The organism is Edwardsiella ictaluri ATCC 33202 (assembly GCF_000264785.1).
In the GTDB taxonomy this organism is placed as follows: Bacteria; Pseudomonadota; Gammaproteobacteria; order Enterobacterales; family Enterobacteriaceae; genus Edwardsiella; species Edwardsiella ictaluri.
Window position 1 is genome coordinate 36320 of sequence record NZ_AFJI01000077.1, and the last position, 13368, is coordinate 49687.

12 protein-coding genes are annotated in these 13368 nt (G+C 57.7%); 2 read left to right on the forward strand and 10 right to left on the reverse strand.

All coding sequences use genetic code 11. From position 1 onward, the window contains the following. Nucleotides 1-42 precede the first annotated feature (42 nt). Nucleotides 43-561, forward strand: coding sequence for a bifunctional 3-hydroxydecanoyl-ACP dehydratase/trans-2-decenoyl-ACP isomerase (fabA, locus tag EIEH_RS11405; protein ID WP_015870743.1), 519 nt, complete (start codon nt 43-45; stop codon nt 559-561). A 124-nt stretch (nt 562-685) separates the two neighbouring features. Here fabA and rmf read toward each other — a convergent pair whose 3' ends face one another. From rmf to rlmKL, 6 genes are all read right to left on the reverse strand, one after another. Further along, complete coding sequence (gene rmf / locus EIEH_RS11410) at nt 686-859, reverse strand: ribosome modulation factor (RefSeq protein ID WP_035609612.1); 174 nt, start codon at nt 857-859, stop codon at nt 686-688. A gap of 248 nt (nt 860-1107) precedes the next feature. Continuing rightward, the gene (gene pqiC / locus EIEH_RS11415; RefSeq protein WP_015870742.1) at nt 1108-1674 is read right to left on the reverse strand and encodes a membrane integrity-associated transporter subunit PqiC; all 567 of its coding nucleotides are present in this window, start codon (nt 1672-1674) and stop codon (nt 1108-1110) included. After that, nucleotides 1671-3314 carry an intermembrane transport protein PqiB gene (pqiB, locus tag EIEH_RS11420; RefSeq protein WP_107775167.1) on the reverse strand — a complete coding sequence of 548 codons (1644 nt, stop codon included), beginning with the start codon at nt 3312-3314 and terminating at the stop codon, nt 1671-1673. Before pqiB ends, pqiC begins: the two co-directional genes overlap by 4 nt. 6 nt (nt 3315-3320) lie before the next feature. After that, entirely contained in the window at nt 3321-4574 is a 1254-nt protein-coding gene (pqiA, locus tag EIEH_RS11425; protein ID WP_015870740.1) for a membrane integrity-associated transporter subunit PqiA, read from the reverse strand. Nucleotides 4575-4659: 85 nt separating this feature from the next. Next, nucleotides 4660-6573, reverse strand: a complete 1914-nt coding sequence (locus tag EIEH_RS11430; protein ID WP_015870739.1) for an ABC transporter ATP-binding protein — start codon at nt 6571-6573, stop codon at nt 4660-4662. A gap of 4 nt (nt 6574-6577) precedes the next feature. Then, on the reverse strand, nt 6578-8695 hold the full coding sequence (gene rlmKL / locus EIEH_RS11435) for a bifunctional 23S rRNA (guanine(2069)-N(7))-methyltransferase RlmK/23S rRNA (guanine(2445)-N(2))-methyltransferase RlmL (RefSeq protein ID WP_015870738.1): 2118 nt from the start codon (nt 8693-8695) through the stop codon (nt 6578-6580). Between the two features lie 366 nt (nt 8696-9061). On the opposite strand from rlmKL, the gene EIEH_RS11440 reads away from it, so the two are divergent. Further along, entirely contained in the window at nt 9062-9823 is a 762-nt protein-coding gene (locus EIEH_RS11440) for a potassium channel family protein (protein WP_015870736.1), read from the forward strand. A gap of 738 nt (nt 9824-10561) precedes the next feature. Here the strand turns inward: EIEH_RS11440 and EIEH_RS11445 are convergent. From EIEH_RS11445 to pyrD, 4 genes are all read right to left on the reverse strand, one after another. Next, entirely contained in the window at nt 10562-10888 is a 327-nt protein-coding gene (locus tag EIEH_RS11445; protein ID WP_015870734.1) for a YmgD family protein, read from the reverse strand. A gap of 17 nt (nt 10889-10905) precedes the next feature. Then, the gene (locus tag EIEH_RS11450; RefSeq protein ID WP_015870733.1) at nt 10906-11250 is read right to left on the reverse strand and encodes a glycine zipper family protein; all 345 of its coding nucleotides are present in this window, start codon (nt 11248-11250) and stop codon (nt 10906-10908) included. Between the two features lie 246 nt (nt 11251-11496). Continuing rightward, nucleotides 11497-12054 carry a cell division protein ZapC gene (locus EIEH_RS11455; RefSeq protein ID WP_015870732.1) on the reverse strand — a complete coding sequence of 186 codons (558 nt, stop codon included), beginning with the start codon at nt 12052-12054 and terminating at the stop codon, nt 11497-11499. 176 nt (nt 12055-12230) lie between these two features. Further along, nucleotides 12231-13241, reverse strand: a complete 1011-nt coding sequence (pyrD, locus tag EIEH_RS11460) for a quinone-dependent dihydroorotate dehydrogenase (protein ID WP_015870731.1) — start codon at nt 13239-13241, stop codon at nt 12231-12233. Nucleotides 13242-13368: the final 127 nt, after the last annotated feature.

Here is a 13368-nt window from a genome sequence, read left to right on the forward strand (position 1 = left end):
AGCTAAGATGGTCATCTCATTGAATAAAGGCTGACGAGAATTATGGTAGATAAACGCGAGTCCTATACCAAAACGGATCTGGAAGCATCCGGTCGTGGAGAATTGTTTGGCGCCGGCGGGCCGCCACTGCCGTCAGGCAACATGCTGATGATGGATCGCGTCATCAAAATGACCGAGGATGGCGGCAGTCACAACAAAGGCTATGTCGAAGCCGAGCTGGATATCAATCCAGACCTGTGGTTTTTCGCCTGCCACTTCGTTGGCGATCCCGTCATGCCGGGCTGCCTCGGCCTGGATGCCATGTGGCAGCTGGTCGGTTTCTATCTCGGCTGGCTGGGCGGTGAAGGTAAAGGCCGCGCGCTGGGCGTCGGTGAGGTCAAATTCACCGGTCAGGTACTGCCGACAGCCAAGAAAGTGACCTATCGCATTCACTTTAAACGCGTTATCAACCGCAAGCTGATCATGGGTCTGGCCGACGGCGAAGTCCTGGTCGACGGCAAGCTTATCTACACCGCCAACGATCTGAAGGTCGGTCTGTTCAAAGACACCAGCGCCTTCTAAATCCGCGCTGTATCGCCGGGTAGACAAAACGCAGCCCCGCTGCGTTTTTTATACCGAACGGTGGGGCCTCATGTAAAAACCCCCCAGCTCGGGGGGGGTTACACTCAAATTGTGTGGGGAGTAGTTACTCTACCGCGACCAGAGACCTGTCTTCCATGGCCTGCCGCCAGCCTCCCAGCCAGCAGGCGCGCGTGTCCAGAGAGTGATAGGGACAAATCTCCCTGGAACGTCCTGCAATACCCGCTTGATAGCCACGGGCCTGCGCCCTTTCCTGACGATCGCGTTTCTGTCTCTTCATGCCTTTTTTCCCTCATAATTACGCTGGTGGAAAGAAAACAGTGGTCAGCTTACGCTGCCACCCTTAACCAATAGCCACTTTTACCCTGCGGGTCAATGGTTAAAATTCATCCACACGTCACAATTCCACGCTAAAGTAATAGTCATTTTTTCTGCTCTAGGCTGAATTAATAGCGTAATTCACTGAGGAATATACAAAAGCCCTCGCCTTTGTCGGCGAGGGCTCGTCCTGATACGCGGTCACGCATTTTAGCTGGCGCGGGCTATCTGGCCGGCCATGCTGGCAATCTCCTGCTGCCATCCCTGCGCCAGTGTGCGCACCAGCGCATCATAGCCATTCCCCTGCTGCGGGAGCACGATGTGGAATGTCTTTTGCGTCAGCATCCCCTGGCGGCTCAGCAGCCACTCTCCGGCCACCACCACCTTCCCATCATAGCGCCCATAGAACGCGTTGATGTTAACGGTCAGGGTATCCTGTCCCATCTCCAGCGGCTGGGCTGAGACCAGCCACCCCGGCATCCCGGCGCTGAGACCAGCCACCAGCGACTGAGTCAGCTGCTGGGCCAGCGGACTGGCCCACAGGTTATTGCTGGCCGTCACGAACTGCACATCGTTCTGCTGATAGACCACCCCCATTCCCCCGAGCAGATCGGTGACACTCACCGGCTGCACCCACAGCTGGTGCCCCTGTGAAACCGTCCGGGATACGCTGGTTGTCGCCGCCGACGTTGTCGGCAGCTGATAGTAAGACTTCTGACTGCCCACGCTACAGGCGCTCAATGCCAGTACCGCCAACAGGATCATCCCTCTCTTCATGGCTTGGCTCCCTTGGGATGCGGATCTTTACCCGCCGGTGCCTCAAACACCAGCGCGTTGCTCTTCTGGTTCAGGGTGCGCAGTACCGGCTGCAGCTCGCGCAGCACCTGATCCAGATGCTGCAGGTCGCTCACCATCTGGTTATAGGCCGGAGAGCCAGGCTGGATCCCCTTGATGGTCCGATTCAGCTCGATCAGCGACCGCTGCAAATCGCCCGGCAACGACTGCATCGCCTTGCTGGACAAGATATTATTCAGCTGCCGCAGCGTCTCCTGCGTCTTCAGCATCGTCCCCTGGCTGGTCTTCAGTGCCCCGGTTGCCGCCGAGATCATCGGCTCCAGCGGCAACGCATTCAGTTTATCCAGCACCGCGGTGACCTTTTGCTGCAACTGTGCCAACCCGCCGCTCACCGTCGGCATAATCGGGATCCCACTGATGACATCGGGGCCTTTCCACGGCTTGGCGTTGGGATAGAAGTCCAGATCGATATACAACGCGCCGGTGAGCAGATTGCTCGACTTCAGCGCCGCGCGCAGACCGCTATGACGGACCCCCAGCAAATGCTGATGCAGGTTAAAGTTATTACCCATGTTCTCTTTAATGCGCTCGGGCTCAATATGCACCAGCACAGGAATCCGATAGTTGGCATCCAGACGCTGATCCAGCCCTTTCACATAGTAAGGTACCTGTGCCACGGTTCCCAGCCGGATACCGCGGAACTCAACCGGCGCCCCGGCCTGTAGGCCGCGAATCGAATCGGCAAAGAACATCAGCACATCGAAGTGCTCAGTGTAGAGCGAATCCTGAATGCTATTCTGGTTATCATACAGAATATAGTCGCTCAGATTGGCTACCTCCTTACCCGGGCTCAGCCCCTGCGGCACATCGAAACTGACACCGCCGCTCAGCAGCGTTGTCAGCGACCCCATCTGCACCCGCATCCCCTGTGCCGACACATCGAAGGAGATACCACTGTCCACCCAGAAGCGGACGTTCTCGGTGACCAGGGTGTCATACGGTGCCGCAATAAACAGCTGATAGGTGATTTTCCGGGCCTTGGTATCAAATCCGCTGGTCTCCACCGACCCCACGCGCAAGCCGCGGAACAGCACCGGATCGCCTGGGTTCAGCTGGCCTGCCTTATCGCTGACCAGCATGATACGGATGCCTTTGGCATCCGGCGGCGCCAGCGGTGGCTGATCCAGCAGATTGAACTGATGCTGTTCGCTGTCGCCCGACCCCGGCTGCAGTCCGATATAGGCACCGGACAGCAGCGTTCCCAGGCCCGAGATCCCTTCGCGGCCAACCTGCGGCTTCACCACCCAGAATACGCTGTCCTTGCGCAGCAGCTTCTCCATGCCGGTATGCAGACGCGCCCTGACGATCACCTGATTCAGGTTCTCGCTCAGCGTCACGCTCTCCACCATACCGACATCCACGTTGCGGCTCTTTATCGCCGTTTTCCCGGCGATGATACCCTCCGCGTTTTGGGTGACCAGCGTCACCTCCGGCCCCTGATGGCTGAAGTGGTAAAAAATAATCCAGGCGCCGATCAGCGCAGTCAGGATGGGAATAATCCAGACCGGTGACCAGCGCTTGATACGCTCGACTTTAGCCGTTGTTTGCTCATCCACCTTCAATTATTCCTACTCCCCTGTTGGTACTCTGTCCTCGCGATCCCACAGCAGCCGGGGATCAAACACCATGGCGGAAATCATGGTGATAATGACCACAGCGGCAAAAAGAATGGCCCCGATATCCGGATAAATGCTCATCAGACGCCCCATGCTTACCAGCGACGAGAGCACCGCGATCACAAATACGTCGATCATCGACCAGCGTCCGACAAACTCGACGATCTCATAAATAACGTGCATCCGCTCACTGTCCCGTCCGGCGCCGTGATGTGATGCCCAACACAGCCAGGCGATGGACAGGATCTTCAGCGACGGCACCATGATACTGGCGATGAAGATCACCATCGCCACCGGGTATGAGCCCTCGCCCCACAGCAGGATCACCCCGGCCATGATGGTGGAGGTCAGCTTGCTGCCCAGCGCCTGGGTGACCATGATCGGCAGCAGGTTGGCCGGAATATACAGCAGCAGTGCCGTCACCAGCAGCGCCAGCGTCCACTGCCGGCTATTGCGCCGCCGGGCATAGCCCGTCGTCATACAACGCGGACACTGATGCTGATCCGCCGGCAGGATCGCCGTACAGCAGGCACAGGAGCGCAGCCCCTGTCGCAGCCCGGTTTCACCGCAGCGCTGCGGCAGGTTGCAGGGTGGCGGCGCGGTGATGTCATCCCACAGCTGTCGGCGCTCCACCATCTGAAATGCGCGGACCTGAAGCAGGCAAAACAGACAGTAGGCCCAAAAGCTGCTGCCGACCCCCACGTCGCCATACGCCATCAGCTTAACGAAGCTGACCAACACGCCGGCGAGAAAGATCTCCACCATGCACCAGGCACGGCACTGCAGCAGGATCCGCGCCAGTCCCACCCTGAGCATCACCGGCAGCGGTATGCGTAGACACAGCAGGATGATCACCACCATACAAAACGCGGGGATCACCTGCACAAAAATCATAAACAGCGTGGCGATACTGACGTAGTTTTCAGCCATCAGCATACCGGGGATCTGGATCAGCGTAATGGCATTGCTGATCCCGGCCACCGACATCGTGACGAATGAGAACAGGTTAGCCACCACTAAAAGAAACAGCGCGCTGGCCGCATACAGCGTCGGCTGCAGATGCGGATGACGCCAGCGCATGGCCAGCGTCGTACCACAACGCGGACATACGCTCTTGGTGCCCCAGGTTAACCGGGGCAACGCAACCAGCATGTCGCACTGTGGGCACAGTATATGGGCGTTTTCCGTATCCTGTTGACTGCACATTAGATTATCCGGTTATAAAAAAGCCTGATACGCTGCACGCCGGCAGCCATCAGGCAGATGATGATCCCTGCGACTATAGCCTCAATCAGCTGGCATTTTTTTGCGTTTCGAGGGATTCCCAGCGGGCATACGCCTGTTCCAGCGTCTGCTCACACTCCGCCAGCGCCTGCAGCACCGGCTGGGTCTCCCCGTGTGGCAGGGAGAAGAAGTCCGGTGAGGCGACCTGCGCCTGCAGGGCGGCGAGCTGCTCCTCCTGCGCCTCAATCTGCTGCGGCAGCTGTTCCAGCTCCCTTAACTGATTGTAGCTCAGCTTATTGCTGCTGCGACGCCGCTCTGTTTTCGCCTCGGCCTTCTGCGCCTGCGGTGCGGCATCCGTCGCCGTCGGCTGACGCAGCGCCTGCGAGGCCGCCTGCTGCTGATGGGCATCGGCGTAGCCGCCGGTATAGCGGGCAATCACGCCATCGCCCTCGAAGATCCAGCAGTCGGTCACACAGTTATCGACAAACTGACGATCGTGGCTCACCAGCAGCACGGTTCCCGGGTAGTTGGCGACCAGCTCCTCCAGCAGCTCCAGCGTTTCGATATCCAAATCGTTGGTAGGTTCATCGAGCACCAGTAAATTGCTCGGTTTTAGGAACAGTCTCGCCAACAACAGTCGGTTACGCTCCCCGCCGGAGAGCGCGCGCACCGGCGTCATCGCCCGCTTGGGATGGAACAGGAAATCCTGCAGATAGCCCAGCACATGCCGGGCGCGCCCGTTGACCATCACCTCCTGCTTGCCCTCGGCCAGGTTATCCATCACTGTCCTGTCCGGATCCAGCTCGGCGCGGTGCTGATCAAAATAGGCGATCTCCAGCTTGGTGCCGCAGCGCACGCTGCCGCTGTCCGGATTCAGCTGACCAAGCATCAGTTTCAGCAGCGTCGTTTTACCGCAGCCGTTGGCCCCGACCAGAGCGATCTTATCACCGCGCAGCACCTGACCGGAAAAGTCGCGTACCAGCGTCTTATCGCCGCAGTGGTAGCTGACGTTCTCCAGCTCGAAGACGATTTTCCCGGAGCGCAGCGCCTCTTCGGCCTGCATCCTGGCGCTCCCCTGCTGCGCCCGGCGCTGGGCATGCTCCTGACGCATCGACTTCAGCGCACGCACGCGTCCCTCGTTACGGGTACGGCGCGCCTTGATCCCCTGACGGATCCACGCCTCCTCCTGCGCCAGTCGGCGGTCGAACTCGGCGTTTTGCAGCTCTTCCACCCGCAGCGCTTCCTCTTTACCGGTCAGATAGGCGTCATAGTCTCCCGGCCAGGAGACCAGCTTGCCGCGGTCGAGGTCGACGATGCGCGTCGCCATGGCACGAATAAAGGCGCGGTCATGGGAGATGAAGATAATGCTGCCGCCAAACTCCTTCAGGAATCCCTCCAGCCAGGTAATGGTATCGATATCCAGGTGGTTGGTCGGCTCATCCAGCAGCAGAACGTCCGGCTCGCACACCAGCGCACGCGCCAGCGCCGCCTTGCGCAGCCAGCCACCGGAAAGCGCCGAAAGCGGACTGTCGGCCTCCAGCCCCAGCTTGGTCAGCACATCGCGAATGCGGGCATCCATCCGCCAGATGCCCTGGTGCTCCAGCCGCTCCTGCAGCTCCGCCAGCTGGCGCAGGTGCTGCTCGCTGGGATCGCGCTCGACCTTACGCAGCAGCTCATGGTAGTCGCGCAGATGCTGTGCCTGCTCGGCCACGCCACCGGCCACGAAGTCGAATACCGAACCGGCGACATCACGCGGCGGATCCTGCTGCAAACGCGACACCACCAAATCCTGGGCGTACACGACGCGCCCATCGTCCAGCGCCTGCTCGCGCCCCAAGATCTTCAGCAGGGTCGATTTCCCCGCGCCGTTGCGCCCGACCAGACAGACGCGCTCGTTGGGCTCAATGTGCAGCTCGGCATTATCCAGCAGCGGCGCATCGCTAAAAGAGAGCCAGGCGCCTGAAAGACTAATCAAAGACATGGAATTACTGCTCCTCGCCGGCGTGGGTCACCAGCCAGCAATTGTGGATCTGGCGGTTACGGGCAAAGTCGGCAGAGAGCGTGCGATCGGTGATCTCCTGCGCCTGCAGGCCCCGCTGCGCCAGCCCGGCCAGATCCATTTTGAAACCGCGTTTGTTGTTGGAGAACATGATGGTACCGCCCGGACGCAGTATCCGGGCCAGATCGCGCATCAGATCCAGGTGATCGCGCTGCACATCAAAGGTCCCCTCCATCCGCTTCGAGTTGGAAAAGGTCGGCGGATCGATAAAGATCAGATCGAACTTATCCTCGCAGTGGTGCAGATAGTTCAGACAGTCCGCCTGAACCAGGCGGTGCTGACGCCCGGTCAGCCCATTCAGGCGCAGGTTGCGCTCCGCCCACTCCAGATAGGTACGGGACATATCGACCGTGGTGGTCGAACGCGCGCCGCCCAGCCCAGCATACACGCTGGCGCTGCCGGTATAGGCGAAGAGGTTCAGGAAATCCTTACCGCGGCTCATCTCGCCCAGCATCCGACGCGCAATGCGGTGGTCGATAAACAGTCCGCTGTCCAGATAGTCGGTCAGGTTGACCCAGAAACGGGCGCCGTACTCCTGCACCTCCATGAACTCGCCCTTTTGCGCCAGCTTCTCATACTGGCTTTTACCCTTCTGCCGCTCACGGGTTTTCAGGATCAGATTATTGCCTGAAACCCCCATCACCGACTGGGTCACGCTGACCACGTCAAACAGACGCTGGCGCGCCTTCTGCGCATCGACGCTCTTCGGCGGCGCATACTCCTGGACCACGATCTTTTCCCCGTAGCGATCGACCGCCACGTTGTACTCCGGCAGATCGGCATCGTAAACCCGATAGCACGTCAGCCCCTCTTGCCGCGCCCACTTATCAAACTTTTTCAGGTTCTTACGCAGACGGTTGGCATAGTCCTGCGCCACCTCGCCGCCGTCGGCCTGCGGGGCCGCGCTCAGGCGATAGTTCTTCTGGACACACTCCAGCGGGCCATTCTTGGCCTTAAACTGGCGCTCGGCGCGCAGCTGCAGACAACTCAACAGCTCCGGCGAGGCGCTGAACAGCGACAGCTGCCAGCCGCCGAACGCCCGCTTCATGATGCGCCCCAGCGTATTGTGCAGCGCAATCAGCGCCGGCTCGCTCTCCAGCCGCTCCCCATAGGGTGGGTTACTCAGCACCGTCCCCAGCGGCCCTTCCGGCAGCGGGTTATGCAGCTGAGCCACGTCGCCACCGTTAAAGGTGATCAGAGAGGCAACACCGGCGCGGCGGGCGTTGGCGCGCGCCATCTCCAGCACGCGGCGATCGAGATCGTAGCCAAAAAAGCGCGACGTCGTCTGCTCCAGCCCCAAGCGGGCGCGGCGCTGCGCCTCTACCCGCACCTCCTGCCACAGATCGGCGTCGTGACCGAGCCAGCCCATAAAGCCCCAGCGCTCACGCTGCAGCCCCGGCGCCCGATCGGATGCCATCATCGCCGCCTCGATCAGCAGCGTGCCGGATCCGCACATCGGATCGACCATTGGCGTACCCGGCTGCCACCCGGAGCGCAGCACCACGGCGGCCGCCAGCGTCTCTTTCAGCGGCGCCTGGCCGGTCACATCGCGATAGCCGCGCTGATGCAGCCCATCGCCGCTGAGATCCAGCGATACGATCGCCGTTTCCCGCTGCAGATAGACGCTGATACGGATATCGGGATCCTGCTTGGCCACGCTGGGACGCGCGTCGATACTCCGCGTAAAGTGGTCAACAATGGCATCCTTGACCTTAAGGGCGCCATACTGGGTATTGCGGATCTCCTCATTGGTGCCGCTGAAGTGCACGGCAAAGGTCTTATCGATGCCAAACAGCGTCGTCCAGTCGATCGCCTGCACGCCCAGGTACAGATCCAGATCGCTGTAAACCTTAAACTCGCCCAGCGGCAGCATGATGCGCGACGCCAGGCGGCTCCACATCAGACTCTGATAGAGCAACCGCCCATCTCCCCTGAAATGCACGCCACCCTGGACAATCTGGCAGTCATGCGCACCGAGCCCTTCCAGTTCATTTTTCAGTAGTTCTTCGAGACCGCGCGCGGTGCTGGCAAAAAGAGATTTCATGTTTTCACTATCGCTATCAGTCAGTTATGGATGATATTTCCCCGCATCTACGCAGGAAACGCCTGGCGGACGACGCAAAAGCACGCTGTTTTGGGGAATAAACCCGATATTTTCCACTTTTCCCTGCCGCCACGCCATCCCCACAGCGTTTTTTTACACATTTTCTCCTCCGCACACCGCCCGCGGTGCCGACATTGCCCCCCTCGCCATCGCTATCCGCGTCGCAACGCCTCCCGCGGCAGCGCTCCCTTACCCCGGCCGGATACGGCCAGCACCGATGCAGCAGACAAAAATAGCCTGATGGAGTAGGCTGATCCACTTTGGTGAGGCAATGCCTCTCAGTCTTCCAGGCAAGGCTCGACGATTATGCGCAGGTTGAAACACCCCTCTCAACACGCCTCATTGAAGATCAGAGCTGAACGGCATCAGTTTTGCTGGCTGTTTATCTCACTGATCGGCGTATTCTTTATTAATCTGATCCCGAACCTTGGCGACTTGCAGTCCAAATCCCTCATCTGTCTGACGCTGCAGGGGATCGCCGGGTTTAACGTAGTTCTGCGTCGCAACCGGGCTTTCGTCACGGTGCCGATCGTACTCAATGTCATCATCTTCCTGTTCTTTCCCGACTCCCTTCCCTTCATCGTGTTAGGGAAGATGCTGTACTTATATTTTTTTACGCTGGTCACCATTGTCGTCGTACGCAAGGTTATCCGCGCTGCCTCCGCCGACGTCGAAATGGTATTTGCCGCCCTCAGCGGCTTTCTGCTGATCGGCTATATCGGCCTCTTTATCTTTTCCAGCATCGAGGTATTACAGCCGGGATCGTTCAAAGGCATCAGCGATAATCCGCAGCAGATGTTTAACGATCTGTTCTATTACTCATTTATCAGCATCCTGACCGTCGGCTATGGCGACATCGTCGCCGTCTCCTGGCCCGCCCGCAACGCCACTATTTTAGTCGTCCTGATGGGCTATATTTATTCACTGGTCTTTATTGCCAGAATCGTCAGCGACTTCCCTAAGCTGGGGCCGCTATGCGGCGACGAGGGGAGTAAAAGCGAGGAGAAACACCCTCCCGACGGCGGCGGTGATAACCATACCGAGGAGAAACACCTCCCCCGACAGTAGCGGCGTTGCCGAGGATCGCCGACCGCCGACCGCCGACCGTAAAAAAATAACGCGAGGCGGCTAGCCTGCCGCCATACGATTGCGATGCTACCACTGCCAGACCTGCGTATTGAAGCGCCCCACCCAACGCAGTGTAGAGCAGACTTGCAGATCGACGTGAAGGGCGGACACGATAATGGCATTATCGGAGACTGGCGCTGTAAAAATGAAAATAGCGATAACATCATCCTGATGCCCAGGCACCTGGTATCGTGACCAGACCTCGGGGAAAATATCGCTCACCCCGTAGCAGAGTGTGGTGGTCTCCCTGAGCAGGCTCGCTTTACGACAGTATGAAATAATGACAACATGATGCTGGGTACTTAGATCCTATCCCATTAGGCTATTTGATTTTCCATTTTGCTCCTGAGCCGTGCTCACCATCCTAACGTACCGCATGTACGCTCCGGTTGTTGCGCGCTATCCGTGTCCAAACGGGGTGCAACAATATATTCCTACTGGGATAGTCTCTTATAGTATGCCTCTGCCTGCCACGATTAACCCCAGGTAAATATTTCCCCTGACCACCTTACTATCTTAATCCCCCTCACGTTCTTTTATTTTTATTGGCGCACCATGCAGGCAATGAGATAAATGAGCATCGGTAATCTGTAGCCGCCGGACAGCAAAAAGCCAGGGCCTGGCCCTGGCTTTGGCAACAAGAAGAAATAGGGCCGCGTTGTCGCGGCCTACGCTGACTTATTTAGCAATAGCACGCATGGCGTTATCGATCGCCGTAATCAACAGCATCTGCGGATCGGCAGCACACGCCTGATTCAACTTGTCAACAACGGCTTTATCCGTACCGGCAGTCTTGGCAATTTTCAGGCCACGACTTTCAACGCTGGCGTTACCCATAATAGCAACGATTTCCGCTACACCCGCACTATCGGTCTTCGCCATTTCTCCGGCATCGGCACAGGTCATATATACATCCGCCGGCAGGCCCGATTTAATATCGTAAGACTGTGCCCATACGGCCGGTGCCGCTGCCAGCGCAGAAACTAAAAATAATACTTTTTTCACATTCAATTCCTTCTGTTTTATTGGATCCGGCCGATAATCGCGCCGCCGGCGCCGCCGACGACCGCGCCCTTGATAGCGCCCTCGATACCATTACCGGATAGAACGCCAGCGACAGCACCGACGGTCGCACCAATGGTGGCGCCTTTACGGGCCTTCTTGCCTTTACGACCTTTTTCACTGATGGCCCCGACACCGGCACCCAGCGCCGCACCTTTCAGTACGCCGTTGACACCGTTACCGGACAGCAGCCCGGCCGTCGCCCCCAGCAGCGCACCCTTGGTAGTGCGGCTCGGACCGGCCAGCGATGCCGTTGAAAAAGCCAGCAGCGACACGGTTGTCACTGCGATCAGCGTATTTCTCACCGCCGACGGGAATCTCCCTGACGCGTCAAACATATCAACCTCCCTTGATGATCGTGACGTTTGGTATGCTGCGCATCATAACATGAAGAAAAACGGAATTGCCCGCCCATTACCGGATATTCGTCCAAATAAAGTACAAAGCAACACAGAATAGAGCGATTTTCAGATTATTACCTAAACATCGCCATAAAACGCGGCATGCGCGTGGTGCACCGAAGTACATCGAAGAGAGGCAGCGGTAAAGGGTTATCCTGCGCAGGCCAGCGTGGTGTCGTCAGACAGCGTCTCCGGATGCGTACTCAGCGGCAGCAAACGGTCATGCATCACCTTGATTGCCTCTCCCAGCATCAGCCGCTTACCGGCCAGCGCCAGCGAGGGCTGGGCCAACAGACACAGGCTGGCACTGGCGCCCGGCGCAATCACCAGCAGGCGTCCCCAGTCGGGCGTATCGAGCAGCTGCACACCGACCAGCTCTCCCATCTCAGGCACATAGCGACCCGGCTGCGGCGTAAAGTACCAGCTTTTTGGCATTATCGGTTTCAGGAAGCGCTGCGCAACCAGGGCATTCAATACCAGCTCGGCACACTGCGCCGTATCCAGCCCACTCGCCTGACAGCGCTCGGCAAAATGGTAGTAGCTTGCGGCATCATCGACACAAAAGCTACTGGCATCAAAGGCATCTGGCGTCAGCATTTTAGAGGGAAAGCGGGAGCGGAAGACCATGCCATTCGCCAGATCCAACATCAGACGATCGTGCTGCCGATCAAAAAACCAGCACCAGCGATCTCCGGGCTTTATATTCATGCATTGACCCCCCCACGCCATAAAAATCCATGGCAACATAACGATACTGCCAAGCAATGTCACGCGACGGTACGCGATTAACTCAGCATCTGAGCAAATAAGCGACATACTGGTGAAAATATAGACTAGCCCGTGACTAAAATAAAGTCCCGGGCTCAATTAGGCAGGATTAAAAATTAGATGTGATTAACGATTTCTTTAACCAAACCCGGCCCTTTAAAGATAAAGCCGGAATAAATCTGCACTAAGGATGCTCCCGCCTGCATTTTTTCACGGGCGGCAATCACTGAATCAATACCACCGACGCCAATAATAGGCAGTCGCCCCTGCAGCTCAGCTGAAAGCTGGCGAATAATCTCGGTGCTTTTCAACTGCAGCGGGCGCCCACTCAGGCCACCGCTCTGGGCACAATGATTAAGCCCATTGACCAACGAACGATCCAGCGTTGTATTAGTGGCAATCACCCCATCAATTTGATGACGCACCAGGCTATCGGCAATCTGCACCAGCTCTTCATGGCTCAAATCCGGCGCAATTTTTACAGCGACCGGGACATATCTGGCATGTTTTTGCTGCAGCTCGGCCTGCTTGGTTTTAATCGCAGCCAGTAAATCATCCAATGCCTCGCCATATTGCAGCGTACGTAACCCCGGCGTGTTAGGCGAAGAGATATTTACGGCAATATAGCCAGCATAGGAATACACCTTATCCATGCACATCAGATAGTCGTCTTTACCCTGCTCTACCGGCGTATCTTTATTTTTGCCAATATTAATCCCAAGAATGCCACCGAAGTGAGATTTTTTGACATTCTCAACCAGGTTATCCACGCCCAGATTGTTAAAGCCCATGCGGTTAATTAGCCCCTCCGCTTCAACAATGCGGAATAAACGCGGCTTTTCATTACCCGGCTGGGGGCGCGGCGTGACCGTGCCCACTTCGATCGAGCCGAATCCCATGGCACCCAGCGCATCAATGCACTCCCCATCCTTATCCAGCCCTGCAGCCAGACCGAGCGGATTTTTAAATGACAACCCCATGCAGCTGACCGGTTTACTCGGTACCGACTGGCGGAGCAGTCCGATGAGTGGCGTGCCGCTGATGCGATGCAGTTGCCTGAAGGTAAACTCGTGCGCGCGTTCCGGATCGAGTTGAAAGAGGGCCTTCCTGATAAAAGGGTAGAACATGAGATCTCCTGATTCCCGTTGCCAAACGGGGCGTTATTATCAGGTAAGTTGACCTCAATTGGAATTGATTAAAGACAAAAAGAGCCCTATAAAAGCAAACGTTTTACCCCTCCGCCTCAACGACGAG

Bases quoted from the DNA above. Each gene is read 5' to 3' on its own strand.
- pqiC (WP_015870742.1), bottom strand. From the start codon at position 1,674: ATGAAGAGAGGGATGATCCTGTTGGCGGTACTGGCATTGAGCGCCTGT.
- fabA (WP_015870743.1), top strand. From the start codon at position 43: ATGGTAGATAAACGCGAGTCCTATACCAAAACGGATCTGGAAGCATCC.
- EIEH_RS11440 (WP_015870736.1), top strand. From the start codon at position 9,062: ATGCGCAGGTTGAAACACCCCTCTCAACACGCCTCATTGAAGATCAGA.
- rmf (WP_035609612.1), bottom strand. From the start codon at position 859: ATGAAGAGACAGAAACGCGATCGTCAGGAAAGGGCGCAGGCCCGTGGC.
- pqiA (WP_015870740.1), bottom strand. From the start codon at position 4,574: ATGTGCAGTCAACAGGATACGGAAAACGCCCATATACTGTGCCCACAG.
- EIEH_RS11430 (WP_015870739.1), bottom strand. From the start codon at position 6,573: ATGTCTTTGATTAGTCTTTCAGGCGCCTGGCTCTCTTTTAGCGATGCG.
- pyrD (WP_015870731.1), bottom strand. From the start codon at position 13,241: ATGTTCTACCCTTTTATCAGGAAGGCCCTCTTTCAACTCGATCCGGAA.
- rlmKL (WP_015870738.1), bottom strand. From the start codon at position 8,695: ATGAAATCTCTTTTTGCCAGCACCGCGCGCGGTCTCGAAGAACTACTG.
- EIEH_RS11455 (WP_015870732.1), bottom strand. From the start codon at position 12,054: ATGAATATAAAGCCCGGAGATCGCTGGTGCTGGTTTTTTGATCGGCAG.